General features: G+C 72.2%; 18 protein-coding genes, 1 tRNA gene and 1 pseudogene. 7 read left to right on the plus strand and 13 right to left on the minus strand.

Features of this window, described 5'->3' with window-relative positions; translation table 11 throughout:
- Positions 1-135 precede the first annotated feature (135 nt).
- Together ABZY33_RS30220 and ABZY33_RS30225 are read right to left on the minus strand one after the other, a co-directional pair.
- Positions 136-2091, minus strand: coding sequence for a YfjP family GTPase (locus tag ABZY33_RS30220; RefSeq protein WP_356494879.1), 1956 nt, complete (start codon positions 2089-2091; stop codon positions 136-138).
- Complete coding sequence (locus ABZY33_RS30225; RefSeq protein WP_356494880.1) at positions 2088-3731, minus strand: GTPase domain-containing protein; 1644 nt, start codon at positions 3729-3731, stop codon at positions 2088-2090. Before ABZY33_RS30225 ends, ABZY33_RS30220 begins: the two co-directional genes overlap by 4 nt.
- A 375-nt stretch (positions 3732-4106) precedes the next feature.
- Between ABZY33_RS30225 and ABZY33_RS30230 the strand changes: the two genes are divergently transcribed.
- The 3 genes from ABZY33_RS30230 to ABZY33_RS30240 all read left to right on the plus strand — a co-directional run bounded on the left by ABZY33_RS30230 (position 4107) and on the right by ABZY33_RS30240 (position 4657).
- Positions 4107-4179: transfer RNA gene (locus ABZY33_RS30230), tRNA-Arg, on the plus strand.
- A gap of 65 nt (positions 4180-4244) precedes the next feature.
- On the plus strand, positions 4245-4472 hold the full coding sequence (locus tag ABZY33_RS30235) for a DUF1877 family protein (protein ID WP_356494898.1): 228 nt from the start codon (positions 4245-4247) through the stop codon (positions 4470-4472).
- Positions 4469-4657 carry a hypothetical protein gene (locus ABZY33_RS30240; protein ID WP_356494881.1) on the plus strand — a complete coding sequence of 63 codons (189 nt, stop codon included), beginning with the start codon at positions 4469-4471 and terminating at the stop codon, positions 4655-4657. The genes ABZY33_RS30235 and ABZY33_RS30240 overlap by 4 nt, the downstream gene beginning before the upstream one ends.
- Before the next feature lie 157 nt (positions 4658-4814).
- Here the strand turns inward: ABZY33_RS30240 and ABZY33_RS30245 are convergent, their stop codons facing one another.
- The gene (locus tag ABZY33_RS30245; protein ID WP_356494882.1) at positions 4815-5036 is read right to left on the minus strand and encodes a hypothetical protein; all 222 of its coding nucleotides are present in this window, start codon (positions 5034-5036) and stop codon (positions 4815-4817) included.
- 199 nt (positions 5037-5235) lie between these two features.
- Between ABZY33_RS30245 and ABZY33_RS30250 the strand changes: the two genes are divergently transcribed.
- Positions 5236-5661, plus strand: a complete 426-nt coding sequence (locus tag ABZY33_RS30250; RefSeq protein ID WP_356494883.1) for a cytidine deaminase — start codon at positions 5236-5238, stop codon at positions 5659-5661.
- Positions 5662-5667: 6 nt separating this feature from the next.
- Here ABZY33_RS30250 and ABZY33_RS30255 read toward each other — a convergent pair whose 3' ends face one another.
- Both ABZY33_RS30255 and ABZY33_RS30260 read right to left on the minus strand, forming a co-directional pair.
- On the minus strand, positions 5668-7695 hold the full coding sequence (locus ABZY33_RS30255) for an AMP-dependent synthetase/ligase (RefSeq protein ID WP_356494884.1): 2028 nt from the start codon (positions 7693-7695) through the stop codon (positions 5668-5670).
- Between the two features lie 181 nt (positions 7696-7876).
- Entirely contained in the window at positions 7877-8539 is a 663-nt protein-coding gene (locus ABZY33_RS30260; protein WP_356494885.1) for a TetR/AcrR family transcriptional regulator, read from the minus strand.
- 88 nt (positions 8540-8627) lie between these two features.
- On the opposite strand from ABZY33_RS30260, the gene ABZY33_RS30265 reads away from it, so the two are divergent.
- Both ABZY33_RS30265 and ABZY33_RS30270 read left to right on the plus strand, forming a co-directional pair.
- Entirely contained in the window at positions 8628-9095 is a 468-nt protein-coding gene (locus tag ABZY33_RS30265) for an SCP2 sterol-binding domain-containing protein (protein WP_356494886.1), read from the plus strand.
- A gap of 14 nt (positions 9096-9109) precedes the next feature.
- Complete coding sequence (locus ABZY33_RS30270) at positions 9110-10351, plus strand: acyl-CoA dehydrogenase family protein (RefSeq protein WP_356494887.1); 1242 nt, start codon at positions 9110-9112, stop codon at positions 10349-10351.
- Between the two features lie 198 nt (positions 10352-10549).
- Here the strand turns inward: ABZY33_RS30270 and ABZY33_RS30275 are convergent, their stop codons facing one another.
- From ABZY33_RS30275 to cynR, 6 genes are all read right to left on the minus strand, one after another.
- Positions 10550-11449, minus strand: coding sequence for an ABC transporter permease (locus tag ABZY33_RS30275; RefSeq protein WP_356494888.1), 900 nt, complete (start codon positions 11447-11449; stop codon positions 10550-10552).
- Positions 11446-14172 (minus strand): alpha/beta fold hydrolase, encoded by a 2727-nt coding sequence (locus ABZY33_RS30280; protein ID WP_356494889.1) that lies wholly within the window; start codon positions 14170-14172, stop codon positions 11446-11448. Before ABZY33_RS30280 ends, ABZY33_RS30275 begins: the two co-directional genes overlap by 4 nt.
- Before the next feature lie 548 nt (positions 14173-14720).
- Positions 14721-19457, minus strand: coding sequence for a putative T7SS-secreted protein (locus ABZY33_RS30285; protein ID WP_356494890.1), 4737 nt, complete (start codon positions 19455-19457; stop codon positions 14721-14723).
- Positions 19457-20125, minus strand: a complete 669-nt coding sequence (locus ABZY33_RS30290) for a hypothetical protein (protein ID WP_356494891.1) — start codon at positions 20123-20125, stop codon at positions 19457-19459. Before ABZY33_RS30290 ends, ABZY33_RS30285 begins: the two co-directional genes overlap by 1 nt.
- Before the next feature lie 190 nt (positions 20126-20315).
- On the minus strand, positions 20316-21722 hold the full coding sequence (locus ABZY33_RS30295) for an APC family permease (RefSeq protein ID WP_356494892.1): 1407 nt from the start codon (positions 21720-21722) through the stop codon (positions 20316-20318).
- A 380-nt stretch (positions 21723-22102) separates the two neighbouring features.
- Positions 22103-23005 carry a transcriptional regulator CynR gene (gene cynR, locus ABZY33_RS30300; protein ID WP_356494893.1) on the minus strand — a complete coding sequence of 301 codons (903 nt, stop codon included), beginning with the start codon at positions 23003-23005 and terminating at the stop codon, positions 22103-22105.
- 107 nt (positions 23006-23112) lie between these two features.
- Here cynR and ABZY33_RS30305 point away from each other — a divergent pair, with 107 nt between their 5' ends.
- Positions 23113-23622: a nucleoside deaminase gene (locus ABZY33_RS30305; RefSeq protein WP_356494894.1), complete on the plus strand. Its 510-nt coding sequence runs from the start codon at positions 23113-23115 to the stop codon at positions 23620-23622.
- A 19-nt stretch (positions 23623-23641) separates the two neighbouring features.
- Here ABZY33_RS30305 and mmsA read toward each other — a convergent pair whose 3' ends face one another.
- Together mmsA and ABZY33_RS30315 are read right to left on the minus strand one after the other, a co-directional pair.
- The gene (mmsA, locus tag ABZY33_RS30310; RefSeq protein WP_356494895.1) at positions 23642-25150 is read right to left on the minus strand and encodes a CoA-acylating methylmalonate-semialdehyde dehydrogenase; all 1509 of its coding nucleotides are present in this window, start codon (positions 25148-25150) and stop codon (positions 23642-23644) included.
- Positions 25151-25257: 107 nt separating this feature from the next.
- Positions 25258-25531 (minus strand): annotated as a pseudogene (locus ABZY33_RS30315) (hypothetical protein); the annotation flags it as partial.

Raw genomic sequence — 25531 nt, forward strand, 5'->3', positions numbered from 1 at the left:
GGCCACGTAGAACACGGCGCGGCCCGGGCCAACCCCCGGCCGCACCCGCCCTCCGCTCAACTCCGCGTCCCGAGCTGCCCCGAGCCGCGAGGCCCAGACTGCCCGGGCGCCGCGCAACGTGCCGATGCCTGTGTCCTACCGGCCGGTTGTGGAAATCCCGGCCACCCGTACGTACTGCTCCCGCACCTCCCGGTACCGCAGCAGCTCCGCCGCGACGGGGTCCAGGACCCGGGCCCGGCCGCATGCCGCTGCCGCGTCCCGCAGGCGCCGTTCCGCCTCCTGCCCGTACCGCCGCGCGGGCCCCCGCGCCGCCAACCGGCAGGCCCACTCGACGCACGGGCCGCCGACGATGCCGGCCAGCATCATCAGCACCGGCACGCTCAGCTCCGGCGGCACGACGCCGGCGATCTGCCCCACCAGCCACAGGCCGCCCAGCACTTGCAGCACCGTCATCGACGCCTGGGCGAGGACGGCGACCGGCCACCACCCGGGCCGCGGCGGCCGGCCCCCGCCCGGGTACGCCGCCCCGCAGCCCCGGGCGCCGTCCTCGTCGGGCAGCCCGGTGTCCGCCGCGAGCTCGTCCAGCGCCTCCGGCAGCCCCTCGGCGCCGCGCGTGGCGGCCTCCCGTACGGCCTGCCCCCAGGCGGCGGGCAGCCCGCTCGCGGCCGCGTCGCCGACCGCCCGGACCGCGTGCTCGACCCGCTGGCGCGCCGTGGCCCCCTCGTCGGCCGGGGTCCCGGGGGCGTCGACGGGCGCGGTGGGGGTGCGCTGGGCCTCGTACCACCGCCAGAGCCGGAGCCACGGGGTCCCGCAGGCCTTGTTGGCGCCGCGGGACCAGGCGCGTTCGGCGGCCTGTCCGGCGGCCGCGGCGCCCACCGCGTCGGCGAGCCGGCCGGCGAACTCCTCGCGGGCCGCCTCGCTGAGCCCGGTCTGCCGGCCGGCCCCGTACACCGGTCGCAGCCGGTCGGCGGCGGCGTCGACGTCGGCGGAGATCCGGCGGGCGGCGGCCCGGCGCTCGGCGGTGAACTGGTCGAGGGCGTCGCGCAGTTCACCGACGCCCTCGCCGGTCAGCGCCGACAGGGGCAGTACGGTGGCGCCGGGTTCGCCGTGCTCGCCGAGGGCGATGCCGTCCTCGTCGAGCAGGCGGCGCAGGTCGTCGAGGACCTGGTGGGCGGCGTCGCCGGGCAGCCGGTCGACCTGGTTGAGGACGACGAACATGACCTCGGCGTGCCCGGCCATGGGCCGCAGGTACCGCTCGTGCAGCATGGCGTCGGCGTACTTCTCCGGGTCGACGACCCAGATGACGGCGTCCACCAGGGCGAGCACCCGGTCGACCTGCTCACGGTGGGCGGGGGCGGCGGAGTCGTGGTCGGGCAGATCGACGAGGACGAGGCCGTCCAGGGCCGCCTCGTCGTGCTGGCGTTGCAGCGGCCGGCGCCGCGAGCGGCCCGGGATGCCGAGCCGGTCGAGCAGGCCCGCGGCGCCGTCCGTCCAGCTGCACGCGATCGGCGCGGACGTGGTGGGCCGGCGCAGTCCGGTCTCCGCGAGGGGCACGCCGGCGAGGGCGTTGAACAGGGTCGACTTGCCGCTTCCGGTGGCCCCGGCGACGGCGACGACGGTGTGCCGCGCGGAGAGCCGGCGCCGCGCCGCGGCCTCGTCCAGTACCCGCCCGGCCTCGGCGAGCGTCCCCGCGTCGAGCCGCGTCCGGGAGAGCGCGACCAGCTCGCGCAGCGCGTCCAGGCGCGGCTGGAGGTCCCGGTCGCTCTGCACGTCGTACGCCGCCGGGCTCCTCGGGTCCGCCTCCAGGGTGCCGCCGGGCTGCCCCGCGGCACGCCGCGCGATGAGCCCGTCGTCCCAGGGACCGGCGCGGTCGGGGCGGGCGGCACCGGGGAGCCGGGGGGCGGCGCCGGGGGCACGGGGGTCGATGGTGTCCGAATAATCTGCGTGGTCCGCACGATCTGCGTGGCCTGTGCGCCTTGCGCGTTCCCTGTGATCTACGCGATCCCTGTGATCCGCATGGTCCGTGTGCTCGGTGTCATGGCTGTGATCGGTGTGATCGGTGTGGTCCGTGACGGCGGTCACCGCCCTCACCTCTCCTTCTGCAGCAGCGACAGGGCCGCGATCAGTTCGGCCTGGGGTTCGGGACCGACGCCGAGGGTGTCCACGGGCGCGAGGCGGCGTTCGCGTTCCGTGTCGAGGACGGTGTCCAGGTACTCGCCCAGGAGTCGTGTGCCGCGGTCGCGCAGGCGCAGGGCGCCCTGGGCCCCGATCCGCTCGGCGAGGGTCTCTCCGGCGGTCCTGGCCCGTCTCCCGCCGAGCAGGGCGGTGGCCACGAGGGCGGCGACGATCTCGGGGTCGGGCGGCGACGAGCCCTGTGCGTCGACGACCGCCCGTACCTCGTCCTCCGCGTACTCCTCCAGCACCCGGCGCCACCGGCGCACGGCCATGCCGATGCGGTGCTCGGCGCCGGCCGGTTCGGGGTCGCGTCCGGCCAGTTCGGGGGCGGCGCCGCCCGGTTCACGGCGCCAGGCCTCGTCGACGCGCTCGTCGGCGGCGGTCACCGCGCACAGGAGGAGCGCCCCGAGACTCTCCACGAGGGCGTCGAGGAGTTCGCCGGCGGAGCAGTCCAGCGGGTAGCTTCGCCACCGCTTCAGGGCGTCGCCCGTGAGCACGGCGCCTCCTTGCAGCCTGCTGCGCACGCGCGCGTGCTCGCTGTCGTACGCGTCGTCGACGGCGCCGACGAGCCGCACGGCGGCGGAGTACTGAGCGGCGAGGGCGGCGGCCAGCTCCGGCATCCGTACGCGCAGGGAGTCGAGCACGCCGCGGGCGGTGCGGGCCACGGCGCGGGCGCGGGCGTCGGGGTCCTGGGCGCGGTGGGTGAGCCAGGCGCGCAGCGGGGCGACGGCGGTGGCCGGCAGCAGCCCGCCGTCGCCCGTCGACTCGGGCAGCTCGGGCACGGTGAACCGGGGCACTTCGCCGAGCCCGGCCTTGGTGAGCAGGGCGCCGTACTGCCGCGACACCTCGGCGAGGACCTGGTGCGGTACGCGGTCGAGCACGGTGACCAGGGAGGCGTCGTGCTCCTTGGCGGTACGCAGCAGGTGCCAGGGCACGGCATCGGCGTACCGGGAGGCGGTGGTGACCATGACCCACACGTCGGCGGCGTTGATGAGCCGGGCGGCGAGCAACCGGTTCTCGGCGATGAGTGAGTCGATGTCCGGAGCGTCCAGGAGCGCGAGCCCGCGCGGGAGGGTGTCGGCGGTCTCGACGCGCAGCGCGCGCCCCTCGTCCTCGGGGAGGGGGTCGAGGGCGTCGTCCTCGTCCGGTTCGGCGTCGGCCTCGGCGTCCGCCTGGCGGGGCACCCACACGCGCGTGAGGTCGGGCAGGACGCGCATCCCGGCGAACCAGGGGTGGTCGTCGGGGTGGCAGACGAGCACGGGCGTGCGTGTGGTCGGCCGCAGCACGCCCGCTTCGCTCACCACGCGCCCCACGAGGGAGTTGACCAGGGTCGACTTGCCCGCGCCCGTGGAGCCGCCGACCACCGCGAGCAGCGGGGCCTCGGGGGCGCGCAGGCGGGGCACGAGGTAGTCGTCGAGCTGGGCGAGCAACTCACCGCGGTTGACGCGCGCGCGGGGCGCCCCCGTGAGAGGGAGCGGGAAGCGCGCGCCGGCGACACGGTCGCGCAGCGAGGTAAGCGCGTCGAGCAGCTGAGGCCGTACGTCCAGAGTCACCACATGCGAAGAATGCCCAACTTTGCAGGCTTTCTGAAGCATATGGCCACCTCTGCGCGCCGATGAGGCACCGGTCGGCAGACACGGAGGCCCGAACAAGGCGCCCGATTCCCCACAGGAAGCACACAGCGGGACGGAAAGGGAGGCAGGGGGCGCAGGCATAACGAGTGCACAACACCCGGGGCGGGAGACGCCAAAAGCGGTGCGAGATTCGCACCTGCCTGCGATTATCAGGAGCGCTTCACTGAACCTCCACATGGAGTCACGGAGGCGAAACGGAGGCGAAGCAGCAAGGAGCGGGACCCAGGAGCCCTATCCTTGTCCCCGGCAAGGTCACGGACCTCCCGCACGTCCGTCCGAGCCACCGGCCACACACCGGCCCCCGTAGCTCAGTGGATAGAGCAGGCGCCTTCTAAGCGCTTGGCCGCAGGTTCGAGTCCTGCCGGGGGCGCCTCTCCACGGCCCCGCTTCGGCGGGGCCTTGCTGCTGCTCAGAGAGCGCGGATTCACGGTTGCAGTGGTTCGCGGGGAGCAGGAGATACCCGGCGCCGAGGGCTGGGGCTACGGACCACCCCGGTACCGCACCGTGGAGCAGGTCCGTGCGGCTGCCGAAGCGCTCGCTGCGACTCCCAGCGCTGCTCTGACGAGGGACGTCAGCCCCACCGACCTCGCCAAGGCAAGGATCTGTCCGGCCATGCGGGCAGCTTCGCTGGTCCGGACGGCGGCTGTGGGAGGGGTGGCGTGAGCAAGCGGCGGTATGTGGCGCGGGGGGTGCCAGGGGGGTACCGGGTCTGGGACAACAAGGGGCGGCGCTGGTGGGGTGACCTCTACGAACTCTGCCCCGACGATCTGCTGACCGAGCTGAACGGCCGTGCCGACCCCGAGAGGGTCACCGCTCTCTTGAAGCGCTACCGGGCGTTGAAGCGGTAGCCGATGTCCGTTCGTACCCCGCGCGTGCCCGATCGCCGGTGCTGCACCTGCCCGTGGGCGCCGGCCCGGCGCCCACGCGGCCCCAGCCAGGACAGAGCCCCGGTCGTTCCCAGCCCGGAGGGCGGGAGGAGGCCGGGGCCCGGGTGGGGTGGAAGCGTCAGAGTTTGTCCATGTGGGTGTAGGGGCTGCTGATGCGGGCCTGGCGGGAGCCGAAGTCGACGAGCATCGCGACGCCGTTCTCGACGCCGATGATCCTTCCCAGGCCGTACCGGTCGTGCGTGACGCGATCCCCCAGGTCGAAGTGCTTGGGAGGAGCGGCGGACGGAGCGTTGAAGGGGCTTGTCGGCAGGTGGCGTCGGGGCGCGGAGGGCTTCGTCATCGTAGAGCCAGTATGCGCCCCCGGGGCCGCGAAATGTCAGGCCGTAAGGAACCAGTAAGGCAACGAAGCGATCGCCGGTGCCCGGCGCACCCGTCCCGGCCGCCTCTGGTCCCCGCCTGGCACGGCCCCGGTCGGTGGAGGCGATGATGGGCCTGCCGCGCCGGGAAGCCGGTCTCGCCGCCCGTCCACGAGGGAGATCATGAGCAGCCGAGCCGGTCACACCGACCGTGTCGACCACGAGCTGGTCGACGCCGCCGCCCACGTCGCCCGTACCCGGTGCCGCGGCGACCGGCACACCGTCGTCGCCGCGGCCCGCGCCCGGGACGGCCGGATCGTCACGGGGGTCAACGCCTACCACTTCACCGGCGGCCCCTGCGCCGAGCTCGTCGTCATCGGGGCGGCCGCCGCCCAGGGCGTGTACGAGCGCTCCGCCATCGTCGCCGTGGGCGACCGTGAGCGGGGCGTCATCCCGCCGTGCGGGCGGTGCCGCCAGGCGCTGCTCGATTACTTTCCCGGGATCGACGTCATCGTGCCGGCCGGCGGCGGCGCGCAGGTGCGGGCCGTGCCCATCGGCGAGCTGCTTCCCGTCTCGTACGTCTGGGGTGATCATCAGCTTCCCGAGTAGCGGCCGTCAGGGGCCGTACAGCTTCTCTATCTCTCCCTCGTACGCCGCCGTGACCGCCTGTCGTTTGATCTTCAGGGAGGGTGTGAGCAGCCCGTTCTCCTCGGTGAACTCGCCCTCCACCAGCGCGAACCTGCGGATGGACTCCGCCCGGGAGACGGCCTCGTTGGCGAAGTCGACGGCCTTCTGCACCGCAGCCACCATCCGCGGGTCGCTGATCACCTGCGACATCGGCGTCGTCGCGGGCAGCTTGTGGAGGCTGAGCCAGTGGGCGACGGACTCCGGTTCGAGGGTGATGAGGGCGGCGACGTAGGAGCGGTTGTCGCCGACGACGATGCACTGGCCGACCGGGGAGCGGCTGCGCAGACGGTCCTCCAGGACGGCGGGCGAGACGTTCTTGCCCCCACTCGTGACCAGGATGTCCTTTTTGCGGCCGGTGATGGTGAGGTAGCCGTCGTCGTCGAGGGCGCCGAGGTCGCCGGTGGCGAACCAGCCGTCCGGGGTGAGGGCGTCGGCGGTCGCCGCGGCGTTCTGCCAGTACGCGCCGAAGACGATGGGCCCCTTGACCAGGACCTCCCCGTCGTCCGCGATCCGGACCGCGGTGCCGGGGACCGGCAGGCCGACCGTGCCCGGCCGGGGTCGCAGCGGCGGGGTGATGGTGGCGGCGGCCGTCGTCTCGGTCAGGCCGTAGCCCTCGTAGATGACGATGCCGGCGGTGTAGAAGAAGAGGTTCAGGCCGCGGTCGAGCGGGGAGCCGCCGCTGATCGCGTACCGGAGGCGGCCGCCCAGTTCCTTGCGGACGCGGCGGTAGACGAGCAGGTCGTAGAGGCCGGTGGCCAGGGTCAGGCCGAGGCCGGGGCCGCGTCCCGCGTCGAGGGACCTGGCCAGGCTGCGCTCGCCGAACGCGACCGCGATCCGGTCCGCCCGGTCGAACGACGCCCCGCGGCCGATCTTCTCCGCCGTGGCCCGCCCGGTGTCGTGGATCTTCTCGAAGAGGTAGGGCACGCCGACGACGAACGTCGGCCGGAACGAGCGGAGTTCGGGCCGCAGTTCGGCCGGCTTGATGCTCGGGCAGTGGCCCAGTTCGATCCGGGCGAGCTGGCACGCCACCTGGATCGTCCGGCCCAGGATGTGCGCCAGCGGCAAGAAGAGCAGGGTGGAGGCGGCCTGGCCCGTGACTGCCTTGAAGAGGGGGTGCAGCAGCTCGACGGTGTTGGCCGCCTCCGCGTAGAGGTTGCCGTGGGTGAGGACGCAGCCCTTGGGGCGGCCGGTGGTGCCGGAGGTGTAGCAGACCGTCGCGATGGTGTCGGGGGTGAGCGCCGAGCGCCGCTCGGTCACCACCTCGTCCTTGATCTCCCGCCCTAGTGCGGCGAGTTCGGCCAGGGCGCCGGCGTCCAGCTGCCAGCTGCGCGGGCGGTCCGCGGCGGGCAGAGCGGCGAGTCCGGAGGCGGCGGCCTCCGCGTTCGCCGCGTTCTCCACGATCAGCAGCCGGGCGCCCGAGTCCCGCACGATCCACTCGATCTGCTCGGGCGAGGAGGTCGCGTAGATCGGTACGGTCTGGCCGCCGGCGGCCCAGATCGCGAAGTCGAGGACCTGCCACTCGTAGCGGGTACGGGACATCAGGGCGACGCGGCCGCCCGGTCGCAGCCCGGCCGCGATCAACCCCTTGGCGGCCGCGGTGACTTCGCGGGCGAACGCGGCGGCGGTGACCGGCTGCCACTCCCCCGCCGCGGAACCCCGTCGCGGGCGGGCTTTCGACCCCGGTCCCGCCCCCGGCCCCGCGCCGGGACCCCCGCCTGGCCCCGCGCCCGCCCCCGCACCGCCGGACACCTTGCGCCGTACGACCACCGCCTCCGGCGCCTCGGCGGCGTTCACGAACGGGATGTCCGCGGGGGTGGCGCCGCCCGCCGGGGGCGCGGCGAGCGGCGCGGTGCGGGCCTCGCGGACCGCGCCCCGGTCGTCCCTGATGAGTTCGACCCGCACGCGGTCCAGGTCGCTGCGTTTCCTGGCCCGCTTCAGATCCCTGCGTACGCCCATGACGGCTCCCGGTCGCGCGGCGGCTGGCGGTCGGTGGTGCGGGGGCCGCCGCGGGCGCCCGCGGCTGCGGCGTCCACGGATGCGACGTGCCCCCTCGTACTTACTCGGGAGTCAACTTACTCATGCGTAACAAAAATGCAATGGGTCGTGCCGGACCTCGCGCCGGACGGGTGCGGCCGATTCAGCCCTCGGGCAGCCACGCCTCGCCGTCGAGCACGTCGCGCATCCCTACCCAGACCATGTTCATCAGCCGCAGGGCGATGCCCTCGGGCGCCTGGCCGGGATTGCGCTCCATCCAGTCGGTCAGCGAGTCGGCCGCGCCGACCAGCGCGTGCGCCACGAAGTCCGCGTCCTCCGCGCCGAGCCGGGTGCCCCGGCCGCTGTCCGAGATACCGTCCCGGACCAGCCCCGCGACCTCGGCCATGACCGCGCGCCGGGCCCGTGCGACGGCGGCGGCGATCGTCTCGCTCAGCTCCGAGGCCTGGCGGTGCAGGACGACCCAGCTGTCGCGGTGCTCGGCGACGAACGCGAAGAACGCCGACAGGCCCGCGTACAGCCGCAGTTCGGGCGCTGCGCCCGCGCCGCGGGCCGCCTCCTGGAACGCCGAGACGAGCCGCTCCGCCTCCCGGCTCAGGCAGGCCAGGAAGAGGCCCTCCTTGGATTCCAGGTAGAGGTAGACCATCGGCTTGGAGATCCCGGCGAGTTCGGCGATCTCGTCGACGGACGCGGCGTGGTAGCCCCGCTTGGCGAAGACCCGTACCGCTACGTCGATGATCTGCTGCTCGCGCACATGGCGCGGCACGCGCTTGCGACGCGCCCCCGTGCTTCCTGGTGTCCCCGTCACTCTTGTCAGCCTACCTACGTAGCCGTAACCTTACCAATAAGTAATCTTACCCATTAGTAAGTTCAACCGTCACGGCAGGGAGTGTTCCATGAGCGGTGCCGACGACATCGCGGCCCTCGACTTCGCGAGCGTCACGCCCGAGGAGTTCGCGCGGATCGTGAAGGGCCTGTCCGCGAAGGAGATCGGCGAGATCGCGGCGGACGGCGCGCTGCGCGCCCGCGTCCTGAAGGAGGTCTTCGGGCGCATGGAGCGGCAGTTCAAGCCCGAGGTGGCCGGCTCGCTGGAGGCGCTCATCCGCTGGAAGGTCACCGGCCAGGGCGCCACCCCGGACGCGGTCTACGAGACAAGGATCTCCGCCGGCACCTGCACGGTCGCCGAGGGCCGCTCGGAGGCCGAGCCGCGCGTCACGCTCGTCATGGGCGACGCCGACTTCCTGAAGCTGGTGTCGGGCAACTCCTCGCCGGTCACGATGTTCATGCTGCGCAAGGTGAAGATCGCGGGTGACGTCGCCCTCGCGGCCGGTCTGACCCGCTACTTCGACATACCGAAGGCATAGGGGGCGGCGACGACATGGCTTTCTCTCTCGAACTGGACCAGGAACAGCGCGATCTGCGCGACTGGGTGCACGGCTTCGCCGTCGACGTGGTGCGGCCCGCCGCCGCCGAATGGGACGAACGCGAGGAGACGCCCTGGCCGGTGATCCGGGAGGCCGCGAAGATCGGTCTCTACGGGTTCGAGTCCCTGGCCGAACTCTTCGGCGACCCCAGCGGCATCTCGCTGCAGATCGCCAACGAGGAGCTGTTCTGGGGCGACGCGGGCATCGGCATGGCCCTGTTCGGCACCTCGCTCGCGGTCGCCGGGATCTTCTCCTCCGGCACGCCCGACCAGCTGGCCGAGTGGGTGCCGCAGTGCTTCGGTGACGCGGCGGACCCGAAGGTCGCCGCGTTCTGCGTCTCGGAGCCGCAGGCCGGCTCCGACGTCGCGGCGATGCGGACGCGGGCCCGCTACGACGCGGCGAAGGACGAATGGGTGATCAGCGGCCAGAAGGCCTGGATCACCAACGGCGGCATCGCGAACGTGCACGTGGTCGTCGCCTCCGTCGACCCGGAGCTGGGCTCGCGCGGGCAGGCCGCGTTCATCGTGCCGCCCGGCACCGCGGGGCTCGAAGGCGCCAAGAAGATCCGGAAGCTGGGGCTGCGCGCCTCACACACCGCGGACGTCTTCCTCGACGACGTACGCGTGCCCGGCCATTGCCTGCTCGGCGGCAAGGAGAAGCTGGACGCGCGGCTCGCGCGGGCCCGCGAGGGCGCCCGTCCGGGCGCGGCCGGGGGTACGCGCGCGGGCGGCCGGGGGCAGGCCGCCATGTCCACGTTCGAGGTGAGCCGGCCGACGGTGGGCGCGCAGGCCCTCGGGATCGCGCGCGCCGCGTACGAGTACGCGCTGGAGTACGCGGGCGACCGGGAGGCGTTCGGCCGCCCCATCATCGAGAACCAGGCGATCGCGTTCGCCCTGGCGGATCTGCGCACCGAGATCGAGGCGTGCCGGCTGCTGATCTGGCAGGCGTCCTGGATGGCCCGCAACGACAAGGTCTTCGACGCGGGCCAGGGCTCCATGTCGAAGCTGCGGGCCGGTGAACTCGCCGTCGCTGCCAGCGAGAAGGCGATCCAGGTGCTCGGCGGCGCGGGGTACAGCCGGGAGCATCCGGTGGAGCGGATGTACCGGGACGCGAAGATCTACACCATCTTCGAGGGGACGAGCGAGATCCAGCGGCTGGTCATCGCGCGGGCGATCTCGGGGCGGCAGATTCGCTGACCCGGGGGCGGGCCGGGGGGCCGTGGTTGAGCCCGAGCGCACCCGGCGGGCGTGGCTGAACCCGGGGGCAGCACCCGGCGAGCGTGGCTGAACCCGGGGGTCTGATGGGGCTCGGGAGGCCGCACCCGGGCGGCGCGGCTGGGGGCCCGGGGGCCGTAGCCGAACCCGGGGGCCGTACCCCACGCCCCCGCAGTCCCCCTACGACACCACGTCCTTGCCCGCGAACCCCCGGAACGCCAGCGCGAACAGCACCACCGCGTACGCCACCGACACCGACGCCCCCTGGATCATGCCGCCCCACTCGGGCTGCGCCTGGATCAGGTCGGCCCAGGCGAACTGCCAGTGCGCCGGCAGGAAGTCGCGCCAGTGGCCGAGCGCGGTGACCGCGTCCAGGACGTTGCCCACGATGGTCAGGAAGACCGCGCCGCCGACCGCGCCCAGCGGGTTGTCCGTCTTCGTCGACAGCCAGAACGCCAGCGCGGCGGTGACCAGTTGCGAGACGAAGAGGTACGCGACCACGACGAGCAGCCGCTGCGCCGCCGTACCGGCCGACAGCGCCCCGCCGGTCGGGATCTCCAGCGGCCCCCAGCCGTACGCGACCGCGCCCACGCCGAGCGCGACGACCGGGAGCAGCACCATCGCGGCGAGGCTGAGCCCGAGCCCGACGGTCAGCTTGGACCAGAGCAGGCGGGCGCGCGGCACGGGGGCGGCGAGCAGATAGCGCAGGCTCGACCAGTTCGCCTCGGAGGCGACCGTGTCACCGCAGAACAGCGCGACGGGGATGACGAGCAGGAACCCGGCGGAGACGAAGAGACAGGTCGCCGCGAAGTTCGCGCCGGACGCGGTGGCCGTGTCCATCAGCGTCACCCGGCCGCCGCGGCCCTCCGGCTGCCCGCCGATGGCGAACGCGGCGACCAGCACGAACGGCAGCAGCGCGAGCACCGCCCCCATGACGAGGGTGCGCCGCCGCTTCACCTGCCGCGCGAACTCCACCCGTAGCGGCAGTGTCCGCCCGGGCCGGTACCCGTCGGCGCGTCCCGCCACGGCCGGGACGGGCGAGGTGGCGGGGGTGGGCCGGGTCGTCCCGGTGCCGCTCATGCGGAGCCTCCGATCAGCGTCAGGAACGCGTCCTCGAGCCGCCGGTGCGGGCCGAGCGACTTCACCGGTACGTCGAGCCGGACCAGGTCGGCCAGGAGACGGGCGGCGGGGTCGGTGCCGGCCCCTGAGGCCGCCCCGGGCTCCGGCGCCAGCCGGATCAGCAACCCCCCGTCCGCACGGGCCACCGACTCCACCCCGTCCAGCGCGGCCACCTTCTCCACGAGCGGGTCGGACACGGCTCCCGCGAGGCCGGCGAGCACGGTGTCGCCCGTGCCGACGATCTCCGCGACGCGGCCCGCCCGCACGAGGCGGCCGCGGTCCATCACGACGAGGTGCGTGCAGGACTGCTCGACCTCGGCGAGGAGGTGGCTGGAGACGATGACGGTGCGGCCGCCGCGCGCGTACCTGATCATCACCTCGCGCATCTCGCGGATCTGCGGCGGGTCGAGCCCGTTCGTCGGTTCGTCGAGGATGAGCAGGTCCGGCAGGCCGAGCATGGCCTGCGCGATGGCGAGGCGCTGGCGCATGCCCTGCGAGTACGTGCGGACCGCGCGGGCGAGCGCGTCGCCGAGCCCGGCGATCTCCAGCGCCTCGTCCAGGTGCGCGTCCCCGGGCGGGCGGCCGGTGGCCCGCCAGTACAGCTCCAGGTTCTCCCGGCCCGACAGGTGCGGCAGGAAGCCCGCGCCCTCGACGAAGGCGCCGACCCGGGACAGGACGGGCGCGCCGGGGCGGATCGCCTGGCCGAAGACGCGGATCTCGCCGGCGTCGGGACCGATGAGCCCCATGAGCATGCGCAGGGTCGTCGTCTTGCCCGCTCCGTTCGGTCCGAGCAGGCCGAGGACCTGGCCCTGTTCGACGCGGAAGGACAGGTCGCGGACCGCGTACCGGTCCGCCGCGCCCGCGTACCGCTTGCTCAGGCCGGTGATCTGGAGCGGGACGCCGGCCAGGACCGGGTCCGGGGCGGGCGCCGCGCCGCGCCTGCGGGCCGTCAGGACCAGCGCCGCCGCGAGCAGGGCCGCGGCGGCGGGCAGCCACCACACCCAGGAGGGCAGCGGCGCCGCCGCGGTCCGCACGCCGGGGGCGGTCGGCAGGCTCAGCCCGCCGGTGACCGAGACCTGGTACGTGGCGGCCTGGGCCGGGGATGCGTAACCGAGGTCCGTCGCGGACAGGACGAGCCGCAGCGTGTGCCCCTTCTGCACCTGGTGGTCGATGGCGGGCAGGGTGATCGGGACGTCCTTGCCGGCTCCGCCCGCGCCGGTCACCCGTACCGGGGCGACCAGTTGGGAGGGGAGCACCTGACGGGCGCCGCCGGGCCCGGCGTCGTACACCTTGGCGAAGAGGACGGCGGTGCCGGTGGAGGACCGCACGTGGGCGGTGGCCGTCGGGGTGCCGGTGACGCGTACGGACTTCTTCAGCGGCGCCGAGTCGAACCGGGCGAACTGTCCGGGGAAGTCGAGCGCGAGTCCGGCGCCGAGGGACGACGACAGCTGGGAGGCGCCGCCGAGGCCCGGTACCGAGGAGATGGACGGCGGGGCGCCGCCCGGTGGGTTCTGGAACGTCTGGGTGGCGGACTTCAGCGGCACGGACACCCGGTCCTCGCCGCGCAGTCCGGGGTACCGGTCGCCGCTGGCGCCGCGCACCGTGGCCGCGCCGTCCGTGGAGTCGACGCCGCCGGTGCGGGTGACGCGGAACGCGGGCCCGGTGTCGACGTCCTCGTCCTTCAGGTACCGGTCGAACCAGGAGGTGACCCGGCCTGCGGTGCGGTCCGTCTCCTTGTCGCCGCCGTCGTGTCCGCCGGCGATCCAGTCGACGTCGACGGGTGCGCCGTTGGCCTTGATGTGGCGGGCGATGGCGTCGGACTGGCTCAGCGGGAAGAGGGAGTCGGTCTGGCCCTGGGAGATGAGGGTGGGCACCTTGATGCGGTCGCCGACGGCCGCGGGGCTGCGCTCCTGGAGGAGCTTGCGGGCCTGCGCGTCCGGTTTGCCGGCGACGGCGACCCGCTGGTACATGGCGCACAGCTCCTTCTCGAAGCGGCCGCAGTGCAGCCCGGCCTCGCTGGTGCGCGCGCCTATCTCGGCGGAACCGGTGGTGAAGAAGATGCCGGTCCACAGCTTCTTGAAGACGCCGTCCGGGAAGAGGGCGTCCGCCAGGTTCCAGTACGTGATCTGCGGGGCGATCGCGTCGACCCGCTTGTCGTCCCCGGCGGCCAGCAAGGAGACGGCGCCGCCGTACGAGGCGCCGGTGACGCCCACGCGGGGGTCGCCCGGCTTGTCGAGCCGCACCTCGGGGCGCTTCGCCAGCCAGTCGATGAGCCGGGAGACGTCGGCGACCTCGCCGCGGCGGTCGTTCAGCCCGATCTTGCCGGTGGAGCCGCCGAAGCCGCGCGCGGACCAGGTGAGGACGGCGTACCCATGCCGGGCGAGCTTCTCGGCCTCGCCCTTCACATCTGCCTTGCTGCCGCCGAAGCCGTGGGCGAGCAGGACCGCGGGCCGCTTGTGGTGGGGGTCACCGGAGGTGAAGTACGAGGTTCTGATCCGCACGCCGCCGCCCATCGGCAGCGTCCGGTCCTGCCGGTGCACCGCGGGTCCGCCCCCGGAGGACGCGGCCGCGGCGACGGACCAGGTCCCCGCCCCCGCGAGCACCACCAGGACCGCCACGACGGCGGCCCACCGCCGCGGCTTCCCGCGTACTCGCTCGCGCCATGCGCCCATGCGTAGATCCATACGGCAACGGTAGGCGCCACCACCGACAGTCACGGCACCCCCCGGGTGGAACCGGCCGGCATCCCGGGGTAGTACGGTCCGCGCGCGGTGTACTGCGGGCGTGGTACGCGGCGAGGGCAGACGGCTTCCGCTTTCGCGGTGGGGTACCAGCAGGGGTAAGTTCCCGCGCCTTGGCAGGAAAATTCAGCTCGTCCCCTGCAAAGGTCCGAAATGAGAGGGAGTCCTAGGACCACCGTCATCCTCGTGCCACTCGCAATGAGTTGCATACAGGTATGAACTGCCGCCATTAATGAGGAAAATTCGCCCCCTTACCGGAGGGGCCAATTGGGGGATCACCAGACTAACTTCCCCGAAGGGGGCCTCATCGATTTCCAGATGCTCCATAGTCGGAATCAAGTGCATCATTTCGACGTTAGAAAACATTACATCGATGCGCGAGTCGAACCCGTTTACATTCACACTCCGAAGCAAGAGTTGCGAATAACTTACAGAGTACTGCCAAATCCGGAACGGGCGCTCCCAATTCGCAATTCTAACCATTTCCCTGATCAGCCTCCGAGGAATGATGGTTGAGGAATGTGCACAACCTCACCACCATGATAGAAAGTAATACTGTCCCAAGTTCGACTCTCCAGCCTCACCGCGTCCCCGACTATAGCCATCTCCCGCTCCGTGGTGTACCAGTTGTCACCCTTGCCGCTCCTATAAGCCGCCTCAAACAGCTCAGTCACATCATGGGTGATCTGCCCCTTGAGACCGCGGAAACCGTCCGTGACGATGTGCAGTTTAACGTGCGGCATTTCGTGCGCCACGTTGCGTACGTTAGCGAGGGCCCCTTCCCTACTATCATCCAGGAAGTGCGTCCAATTCCGACTCTCGGCGAATTTCCTTAGCTCCCCCTCCTCTCGAAGGCCGAGCGCAACATTGTTCGGGCATGCATCGGGCGCTAGCCCCAGATGATCTGTGGAAGTGTGGGGGGTTGTTACGTAAAGGGATGGATTCGGCGCAGGAGCGAGGCCGAGTTGGTCCGAGGTGAGGTATCGGGCAGTCTCAGGATCGTAATGACGGAAGCAGTTGTAATGGAGGCCGGATTCCGGGTCGAAGTACTGGCCGGGGAAGCGCAGCGGCGTGTAAGCCCGCGCGTCGCTGTTCCAGGCCGTGGTACCCCACAGCGTGCTGCGCGTGCGCCACGCGATCTCGCCCCGCTCGTCGACGAGTTCGCTGGGCGTGCCCACGAGGTCGGTGACGATCGCGAAGAAGCGGGTGTCGATCTCGTCCTGCGGGGCGTCCGCCGTCGCGAGGCGACGTTCGGTCTGGGCGATGGGGTGCAGGCCCCGGTGGTCCCAGGTGAGGGCGACCGGGGCCGGCAACTCGTCGCTACGCGTCGTCTGTTCGCACAGCGTCGTGCCGTCCCAGGTGAAGGTGACCCGTTCTGCGACCGTCTCACCGTCGGCGTTCAGGCGGAGCTTCGCCGTGCGCCTGCCCAGCGCGTCGTACGTGTAGCGCCAGACCGTGCCGTCCGGGGTGACCGTCGAGACGAGGCGGTCCTCCGCGTCCCATGTGTAGCGCCACGTGTCCGGCTTGCGTGACAGTCGGGTCTTCTGCCGGAGGGTGACGCGGCCGAGGGCGTCGTGTTCGTAGCGGACCGATCCGGCTCGGGTGATTCGGGTGCCGGTGTAGGCACGGTCGCCCGTCGCCTCGTGGCCGGGGTGCGTCGCGGGCCAGCTGGCGGCCGCCTGGTTGCCCGCCGCGTCGTAGGCGTACGTTTCCGTCCAGCCGGCCGCGTGTACCGCCGTGACCCGGCCGACCTCGTCGAGGTCGTAGGTCCGCGGGCCGTTCAGGAGGTCGTCGAGAGCTGTCAGGTTGCCGTCGGCGCGGTAGGTGTACGCACGGTGTTGGAGTGTGGCTCCGTCCGCGCCCGCCACCGACTGGGTCGACAGACGGCCCAGCGGATCGAAGGTGTGGGACAGGGTGACCGTCTCGCCGATGCGGCGAGTCAGTTCACGGCCGGCCTCGTCGTGGGTGAAGGCGATCGCACGGCCGGACGCCGTCATCTCGGTGCGGCGGCCCGCGGCATCGTACGACCAGGCCGTGGTCGCCCCGGTGGGCGTGGTGCGGCCGACCCGGCGGCCGAACCCGTCGTGCTCGTAGGACAGTTCACGGCCGTCGACCGTCTCGGACCTCAGCCGCCCGAACCGGTCCCGCAGCAGCACGAGCGTGCCACCGTCCGGAGCCGTGGCCTGCGCGAGCTGGTCGGTCAGGTCGTACGCGAAGGTCGTGACGGCCCCGTCGGCGTCCTTGCGGGTGATCTGGCCGAGGGCGTTGCGCTCGAAGGACGTGGTCCGGCCGAGGGCGTTCGTGCGGGAGGTCAGGCGGTCGGCCGCGTCATAGGCGTAGGTGAGGGTGCGGTCGTCGAAGTCGGTCTCGGACAGCAGGCGACCGGCCGGGTCGTAGGCGTAACTCCACGTCAGTCCATGTGGGTTGGTCACCTGGGTGAGGCGGAGTTCGGCGTCGTGCGCGAACTCGTGGCGCACGCCGTCCGGGGTCGTGCGTGCGGTGAGCAGGTCGAAGTGGGTGTACTCGAAGTGCGTCACGCCGCCGAGCGGGTCGGTGTGGGTGGTGCAGTTGCCCTCGCCGTCGTAGGTCCACGACTCGGTCGTCCCGTCCGGGGCCGCGCGGCGGGCCGGCCGGCCCTCCGGTGTCCACTCCAGGCGGGTCACCGCCCCGGTCGGGTCGGTGATCGCGACCGGGCGGCCGAAGGCGTCCCGGTCGTAGCGGGTGACCGCGCCGAGCGGGTCGGTGACCTCGACCGGCAGCCCGGCCCGGTCGCTGCGGACCGTCGTGGTGCGGCCCGCCGGATCGATCACCGCCGTCAGGTGACCGGCCTCGTCGTGGACGAAGCGCGTGGTGTGGCCGGACGCATCGGTCGTCGACGTGCGGTTGCCCCGCTCGTCGTAGGTCTGGCGGTGGATGTTCCCGTCGGTGCCCCTCACCTTCAGCGGCAGGCCGAGTTCGTTGTACTCGGCGGTGGCCTCGCGGCCGTCGGGGCGGGTGACAGTGCGAAGGTTGCCCGCCTCGTCGTATGCGTAGCGTGCCGTGTGGCCGAGCGGATCGGTCCGGGAGAGGAGCTGGTTGCGGCGGTCTCGCACGAAGTGGGTCGCCGCCCCCAGCGGGTCGATCTCCACCACCACTTGTCCGGCGCGGTTGATCAGATAGCGACGGGTGTGGCCCTCGCCCGTGGTCGTCGCCGTGATCCGGTGCCCGGTCGCCTCGTCCACCTCGTCGTACGACAGCCGCAGCGCCATGTGCCCGTCCGAGCCGCCCTCGGCGACGCAGCGGTCCTGGTCGTCGTACTCGTAGGTGTACGAGCGGTCGTTGGTGTCGGTCCAGGAGGTGACGCGGCCGCGTTCGTCGTACGTGAACCGCAGGGGCAGGCCGGAGGAGTCGGTGACCTCGGTGAGGTGGCCCGCGGTGTCGTAGCCGTAGCGCCTGATCTGCTGGTCGGTGCCGTCCGGGGCTGCGCCCGCCAGGTGGAGGGCGGTCACCCGGCCCTGGTCCGTGGTGACCTTGAGTGCGTAGCCGCCGGAGGACACGATGCCCAGCGGGGTGCCCGCCTCGTCGTAGTCGAAGGTGAGCCAGTTGCCGTTGCGGTCGTCGATCTGTTCCACGACGGCTCGGTTGTCGCCGCGGTCGGAGAAGTGCCAGGTGCGGCCGGAGCGCGGGTCCTCGACCGTGTATCCGCCGTCGACGCGGTCCAGGAGCCGGCGCCGGCTGCCGTGCGTGGGCAGCGTGGGGACGCCGGGCGCGGGATGCGGGTAGGTGAGGAGCAGGCCGTCCTCGGTCACGAAGACGACGCCTTCGGCGTCGATCTCCAGCCGCTGGTCGAGCGTGGAGGTCCAGGACGGGCCGAACCACCGGCCGAGGCGGGAGCCGGACTCGACGCGTCGGGTGAAGACCAGGGGCAGCGTCCCGGGCAGGACGATATCGGTCTGCGGCAGGTACATCTTGCCGGTGACCAGGTCGATCGGGTCGCTGGGGTCCTTCTCGACCCGGTCCCTGGGCTCTTCGACCTGCTCGCCCGGGCTCTTGCGTGCCTCGGCCCGGGCCACGTTCTCCCCCTCACGCACCGCCGTCTTCTCGCCGGTGCGCAGCCCCATCCGCAACCCGGACCTGGCGAACCCCGCCCCCTTCGTCCCGATCGCCTCCGGCAGCAGTGTGCCGAGGAACTCCGAGGGGTCGTTCTTGAAGGCCGAGACGGCTCCCGTGACGATCCGGTCGGGGTGGGTGCCCGTGGAGACCAGGCCCGAGAGGGTCATGCTGACGTTCTGGTAGTACGCGGCCGGGTGCGTGAGGTTGTAGGGGTCCATCGGGTTGAGCCCGCGGGCGAAGTTGACCAACCCCGCCGTGCCCTTCACCACGCCGCCCACGACGTGGGTGAGCTCGGTGTCCGCGGCCTTCAGGCCGTCGCCCAGGTCGTGGCCGAGCTGGGAGAGCGGCGGGGGTTCGGCGGGGGCGTGGGCGAGGGCCGCCTTGATCGCGGTGTCCGCCTTGTCGGCGGCCTCGTTACGTGCGCGGCGCGCATCGGCGAGGCGGTCCTCGGCTTCCTTGCGCTGGGCGTCGCCCGGGTCGTGGAACTCGCCCGGCCGGGGCCCGGGGTCCTCGTCCGCCTTGATCTTGGCGTTGTAGGCGTCGACCTTCTTGTTGTACGCGTCGACGGCCGTCTTACTGGTGTGCTCGGCTTTCTTGTAGAGGTCGATGGCGTCCTGCGCCTTGTCCTGCGCCCACTTGACGGTGTCGGCGTACGCCTCAAGGGCCGCGGCCGCCTTCTGGCACGCGTCCGCCGCCTGGGTCCACCTGGTGGGGTGCAGCTCGAACTTGCGGCGGAACACGTCGCCCGCTTCGCCGGTCCAGCCCGAGCTGCGCACCTTCTTCATGCCCGCGCCGACGTTGTCGAAGGCCGTCTCGAAGTCCTTGAGGTTCTTGGCCGTCGAGCGAATCCTGGCGGGGTTGCCGTGGACCAGTTCGGTGGGGTCGTCGGTGTGGCCGAGGCCCTGCTCACTGGGGGTGGCGCCGAGGCCGGCGGCTATGTGGTCGCCCGCCTTGTGGACGACGTCGCCCGCCTTGTCCAGGCCGACGCGGTCCAGGCCGTCGCCCAGCTTGTCGCTGCCGTAGTCGACGGCCTCGCCGACCTTCTTCTTGCCGGCGTCGATCAGGTCCCCGCCGGCCTTCAGGCCGGTGTTGATCCCGCCCTTGATGCCGTCGCCCAGGTCACCGAGGATGCCCATCAGCGCTCGCCCCCGGCCGCGTTCCGCGCCCGTTCCTCGGGCGACGGGCCGAAGGTGTCGTCCATCCACTGGTCGTACTCGTCGTCCGAGATGCCGGCCGCGCCGTGCAGGTTGTTCGGGCTGATCCCCAGGGACGTCAGTCCCTTGGAGGTCATGGCGTCGCGGCCGGCGTCCTTCCAGCCCTGTTCCACGTTGGCGTTGGCGGCCGCCCAGGACTCCCCGCTGAAGTCCGGGTTCTGGAACATCGTGACCGGATTCTCGGAGCCGATCTCGCCCCAGCTCTTCTCGGTGACCTCACCCTCGGTGGCGTACGGGTTGCCGATCAGGGAGTTGGCGCCGACCTTCAGCGCGTTCTCCACGTAGTGGTCGGTCTCGTAGTACGTGCCTGCCGACAGGCCCACGCCCTCCGCGAAAGCGTTGCCCTCGTTGATCAGTGAGCGCACGCCCCACTCCCAGCGCTCGCAGAACGAGTGGAAGGATGCGGTCACGTTCTCCACGCCCAGCTCAAGGCCCGACAGCGCCAGCTCCGAGAACCCGCGCCCCGCCCCGGCCTCGCCGACCATGCCGAGTTCCCTGAGTTCGCCGAGCGCCTCGGTCAGCCCCTTCGCGATCAGGCCCAGCCCCTCGGCCTTGAGGTCCTTGCCACCCTCGCCGCCCCCGCCGGTCATACGTGGGCCCCGTCGCGGCCGGACCGGCATATGTGCTCAGGCGTCTCTCTGTCTCCCCCGGTGCCCACCATGCCCGGCATCCTCACATCGCCCCGTTGCCGATCGCAACGCGAGCCGGGCCCGCGCAGCACGAGTGGCGTGAAAACGTACCCCCGCCCCCCGTACCCGCAACCCTCGCGCCTCCGCGCCCCTACCCCTGCTCGTCCTCCGGAATCTCCAGCAGCCACCGCGTGGCCCGCCGCGGCCGCAGGTACAGCGCCCAGTACAGCGTCGCGACGGCCGTGATGCCGCCCGTCCACACGAGGTAGGTGGTCTCCTGCTGGCTGAGGATGTACGCCATGACCGCGATCAGCACGACCGGGACGGCCGGCCACAGCGGCATGCGCCACGCCGTCTTGTCGCGGTGGGCGCCGCGGCGGCACAGGAGCGCGGCCACCGCGACCAGGAGGTACATGCCGGTCACGGAGACGCCCGTGACGCCGTACAGGGTGTCGAGGTCGACGAAGCACAGGGCCGCGCCGGGTACGCCGACGATCAGTGTGGCGACCCAGGGGGAACCGAAGCGGCCGAGCTTGGCCAGGCCCCGGTTGACGGGGGCCGGCCACGCCTTGTCGCGGGCCGAGGCGAACAGGACGCGGGAGTTCTGGATGACCATGACGATGCCCGCGTTGATGATCGCGAGTGCGACGCAGAGCGAGACGAACGTGCCGACCGCCGAGTTCGACCACGCCTCGACCATGCCGCCGATGTCCCCGGACGTGAGCGCCGAGAGGTCCTTGGCGCCCATCGTGATCGCGACCACCGGCACCAGGATGATGACCGTGGAGATGGCGAGCGTGGCCAGGACGGTGCGCGCCACCGACGTACGGGGGTTCTCCAGCTCCTCGGAGAGGTAGACGGCCGTCGAGAAGCCCTGGGTGACGAAGAGGGCGATGGCCAGGCCCGACACCACCAGCATCGCCGTCACCGTGTCCGTGTGGCCGCCGTCGCCCGCGACCTGCATCGAGACCAGCGAGCCCGCGCCGCGTTCGGCGTGCGCGAAGCCGAGGACCGCGACGAGCGCCGCCGCGATGACTTCGAGGACGAGGAAGATGCCGGTGATCCAGGCGTTGGCCCGCAGGTCGAGCAGGCCCGCCAGGGTGGCGAGCAGCATCACCCCGGCGCCCGCGACCGACGGGTCGAGGTGGACCAGCGGAGCCAGGTAGTCCGCCGTGCCCATCGCGATCACCGGCGGCACGATCACCACGACCAGGAGCGAGAGGACGAAGACCAGCCAGCCCGTGAGCCGGCCCGCGAGCGTCGACACCATCGCGTACTCGCCGCCCGCGCTCGGGATGAGCGTGCCGAGTTCCGAGTAGCAGAACGCGACGCCTATGCAGAGCAGCGAGCCGATCGCGATCGTCAGGGCGGTCGCCGTGCCGAGGCTGCCGAACAGGTCGGGCACGACGACGAAGAGCGTGGAGGCGGGCGTCACGCACGACAGCGTGAGCAGGGTGCCGCCGACGACGCCGATGGAACGCTTGAGCTTCTGGGGCGGGGCCACGGCTGCCGGCACGGCGAGCGGGACGGCGGCGGTGGGGCGAAGCGTGTCGGTCATGGAGCGGTTCCGATCGACTGGTGCGGCAGGTGGTTCGGGCGGGAGCGCTATCGCCTCCGAAGGGCTTCGCTGATGAGTGGTACGTCCGCTCCCGGCGGCGTCATGGAACCCCGCCGCTATCCGGAACGTCAACGCCCGTTTCCCTGCGGATTCCGCACTCGTCACCCTGATCAACTTCCCGCGCATCTTCAGCGGTTCGGGAAGCGGGGCGAGTTCATCGCCATGAAACCGTCTGATGACCTTGTTATCGAAGGCATTCGGCGACACGAGGCTGCGACGCCCGTTTCTTCCCCTACGTACGGGAACCGCAGCCGTCGCGCCGAACTTTGCCGGAACTTGTCCGCAGTACGGACACCCCCCGGCCGACCCCGGAGCCTGGTTCAGGGAGCCGGCAGGCCCCGCTCCGCCACCTGGGCGCGCAGCAGGGCGGTCAGCGCGCCGGCCGCCGCCGAGCGGTAGCCGCCCTCGCGCGTGAGCAGCGCCGCCGTGCGGTGCGGCAGCGGGGGTCGCGGCGCCGTCGAGACGAGTCCCCGGCGGCCCTGGACCACGGCGTCCGGCAGCACGGTGGCCAGCTCTCCGCCCCGCACGATGTCGATGAGGGCCAGCGCGGAGTCCGCCTCGACGGCGACCCGCGGCGCGACGCCCTGCTCGGCGAAGTACGCGTCGATCGCGGCCCGGGTCGCGAAGTCGCCGGACAGCAGGACCAGGTCCCGCCCCGCGAGAGCCGCGGCCGGGAGCGGCCCGGGCGCCGCCCGCTCCCGCGCCACCACCACCCCGAGCGTCTCGGTGAACAGCGGTTCGGCGGTGATCCCCGCCGTCCGCGCGCCGGTGAAGCCGAGGCCCAGGTCGAGTCCGTCGTCGAGCAGGGCCTCCTCGATCCGCTGCTGGGCCGCCTCGCGGACGGTGACGCGCAGACCGGGGTGGCGGGCGTGCACCGCGGTCACCAGCGGCGCGACGAGGTAGGCGGTGAAGGTGGGGGTGACGCCGAGCCGCACGTGCCCGCGCGAGAGGTCGCGGACGTCCTGGACGGCCAGCTCCGCCGCGGCCAGTTCGCGCAGCGCCCGGCGGGCGTGGGCGACGTAGACCTCGCCCGCGTCGGTGGCCCGCGCCGACCGGCCGGAGCGGTCGAGCAGCGCCGCCCCGACGATCCGCTCCAGGCTGCGGATCTGCTGCGAGAGGGTCGGCTGGGAGACGTGCAGCGCCTCGGCGGCCCGGGTGAAGGTGCCGTGCTCGACGACGGCGAGCAGATAGCGCAGGTGGCGCAGTTCGGGGGCGGGGGCCATGGCCGGAAGCCTAGGGCCTCGCGCGGCTCACCCCATAGGCCGCGTCTATAGGAAGTATGTGCAGCACGTGTTGGACGCTATGGAGGGGGCGCGGCAAGACTGGAGGCATGGACTTCTCCCAGCGCACCATCGATCTGGCCCGCAAGAACGTCGAGGAGGGCGGCCGCCCCTTCGCCACCGTCATCGTGAAGGACGGCGAGGTGCTCGCCGAGCGCGCCAACCAGGTCGCGCAGTCGCACGACCCGACGGCCCATGCCGAGGTGCTCGCCATCCGCGACGCGTGCCGGGCCCTGGGCACGGAGCACCTGACGGGCACCACGATCTACGTGCTCGCGCAGCCGTGCCCGATGTGCCTGGGCGCGCTCTACTACTGCTCCCCCGACGAGGTCGTCTTCGTCGCGACCCGGGACGACTACGAGCCGCACTACGTCGACGACCGCAAGTACTTCGAACTGAACACGTTCTACGACGAGTTCACCAAGCCCTGGCAGGAGCGGCGGCTGCCGATGCGGCACGAACCGCGCGCGGACGCCGTGGACGTCTACCGGCTGTGGCAGGACCGCAACGGCGGTGACCGGCGGGTGCCGGGCGCGCCGCGCCCGGACACCACCGGCTGAGCCACGGCCCGCGCCGTTCTCAGTGGTTGCGCGGGAAGCCCAGGTCGACGCCGGCCGGGGCGTCGGCCGGGTCCGGCCAGCGCGTCGTGACGACCTTGCCGCGGGTGTAGAAGTGCGTGCCGTCGTTGCCGTAGATGTGGTGGTCGCCGAAGAGGCTGTCCTTCCAGCCGCCGAAGGAGTGGTAGCCGACGGGGACCGGGATCGGGACGTTGACGCCGACCATGCCGGCCTCCACCTCCAGCTGGAAACGGCGGGCGGCGCCGCCGTCCCGGGTGAAGATCGCCGTGCCGTTGCCGAACGGCGAGCTGTTGATGAGCGCCACGCCCTCGTCGTAACTGTCGACGCGCAGCACGCACAGGACCGGGCCGAAGATCTCGTCCTGGTACGCCTTGGCCGTCGTCGGCACCCGGTCCAGGAGCGAGAGGCCGATCCAGTGGCCGTTCTCGTGGCCCTCGACCGTGTAGCCGGTGCCGTCGAGGACGACCTCGCAGCCGTCGGCCGCCGCGCCCTCGACGTAGGACGCCACCTTGTCGCGGTGGACGGCCGTGATGAGCGGGCCCATCTCGGAGGCCGGGTCGTTGCCCGGGCCGATCTTGATCTTCTCGGCGCGCTCCTTGATCTTCGCGACGAGTTCGTCACCGACCGCGCCGACGGCGACCACGGCCGAGATCGCCATGCAGCGCTCGCCCGCCGAGCCGTACGCCGCCGAGACGGCCGCGTCCGCGGCGGCGTCCAGGTCGGCGTCGGGCAGCACCAGCATGTGGTTCTTGGCGCCGCCGAGGGCCTGGACGCGCTTGCCGTTGGCGGAGGCGGTGGCGTGGATGTGGCGGGCGATCGGCGTCGAGCCGACGAAGGAGACCGCCGCGACGTCGGGGTGCTCCAGGAGGCGGTCCACCGCCACCTTGTCGCCGTGGACGACGTTGAAGACGCCGTCGGGCAGGCCGGCCTCGGAGAGCAGCTCGGCGATCTTGAGGGACGCCGACGGGTCCTTCTCGGACGGCTTCAGGATGAACGTGTTGCCGCACGCGATGGCGATCGGGAACATCCACATCGGCACCATCGCCGGGAAGTTGAACGGCGTGATGCCCGCGACGACGCCGACCGGCTGGCGGATCGACGACACGTCGACGCGGCTCGCGACCTGCGTCGACAGCTCGCCCTTCAGCTGCACGTTGATGCCGCAGGCCAGGTCGACGATCTCCAGGCCGCGGGCGACCTCGCCCAGCGCGTCGGAGTGCACCTTGCCGTGCTCGGCGGTGATCAGGGCGGCGATCGCGTCGCGGTTGGCGTCGAGCAGGGCGCGGAAGCGGAAGAGGATCTCGGTCCGCTTGGCCAGCGACGACGTGCCCCAGCTCGCGTACGCCTCCTTGGCGGCGGCGACCGCGGCGTCCACCTCTTCGGCGCTCGCGAAGTCGACGTGCGTGGTGACGGCGCCGGTCGCGGGGTCGGTCACCGGGCCGTGGTTGCCCGAGACGCCCTCGACGGTCTTGCCGCCGATCCAGTGGTGGACCAACTTCGTGTCAGACATGTGGGCAGCTCCTGTTGCGTCTGCGGGGGCGTGTGCGGTGGGGGCGTGTGCCGTGGGGCTCGTGCCGGTGGGGGTGCGGGTCGGGTCTGGTCAGGTCGGGTCGGGGGTCAGAGGTGGTGGCGGCGCGTCGTGACGTTGCGGTCGTACTCCTCGCGGGCCTCGACCGCCGCCGCGCGCTCCGCCGTCTCGGCCACGGGCACATCCCACCACGCCTGCGCCGGGGGCGGCCCCGACACTGTGTCTGCCGTTTCTGTCTCCACATAGACACATGTGGGACGGGTCGCGGCGCGCGCCCCCACCCACCCCCTAAACCCCGCAGAAAGGACGAACGGCGGGTGGGGGAAGAGTGTGGGTTGAAAAAAGGAGAAAAAGCTGGGGGGC

The organism is Streptomyces sp. NPDC006552 (assembly GCF_040611655.1).
Taxonomy (GTDB): Bacteria; Actinomycetota; Actinomycetes; order Streptomycetales; family Streptomycetaceae; genus Streptomyces.

Coding starts and splice junctions, on each gene's coding strand:
- ABZY33_RS30245 (WP_356494882.1), bottom strand. CDS start 5,036: ATGACGAAGCCCTCCGCGCCCCGACGCCACCTGCCGACAAGCCCCTTC.
- ABZY33_RS30250 (WP_356494883.1), top strand. CDS start 5,236: ATGAGCAGCCGAGCCGGTCACACCGACCGTGTCGACCACGAGCTGGTC.
- ABZY33_RS30255 (WP_356494884.1), bottom strand. CDS start 7,695: ATGGGCGTACGCAGGGATCTGAAGCGGGCCAGGAAACGCAGCGACCTG.
- ABZY33_RS30265 (WP_356494886.1), top strand. CDS start 8,628: ATGAGCGGTGCCGACGACATCGCGGCCCTCGACTTCGCGAGCGTCACG.
- ABZY33_RS30270 (WP_356494887.1), top strand. CDS start 9,110: ATGGCTTTCTCTCTCGAACTGGACCAGGAACAGCGCGATCTGCGCGAC.
- ABZY33_RS30275 (WP_356494888.1), bottom strand. CDS start 11,449: ATGAGCGGCACCGGGACGACCCGGCCCACCCCCGCCACCTCGCCCGTC.
- ABZY33_RS30280 (WP_356494889.1), bottom strand. CDS start 14,172: ATGGATCTACGCATGGGCGCATGGCGCGAGCGAGTACGCGGGAAGCCG.
- ABZY33_RS30285 (WP_356494890.1), bottom strand. CDS start 19,457: ATGGGCATCCTCGGTGACCTGGGCGACGGCATCAAGGGCGGGATCAAC.
- ABZY33_RS30290 (WP_356494891.1), bottom strand. CDS start 20,125: ATGACCGGCGGGGGCGGCGAGGGTGGCAAGGACCTCAAGGCCGAGGGG.
- ABZY33_RS30295 (WP_356494892.1), bottom strand. CDS start 21,722: ATGACCGACACGCTTCGCCCCACCGCCGCCGTCCCGCTCGCCGTGCCG.
- cynR (WP_356494893.1), bottom strand. CDS start 23,005: ATGGCCCCCGCCCCCGAACTGCGCCACCTGCGCTATCTGCTCGCCGTC.
- ABZY33_RS30305 (WP_356494894.1), top strand. CDS start 23,113: ATGGACTTCTCCCAGCGCACCATCGATCTGGCCCGCAAGAACGTCGAG.
- mmsA (WP_356494895.1), bottom strand. CDS start 25,150: ATGTCTGACACGAAGTTGGTCCACCACTGGATCGGCGGCAAGACCGTC.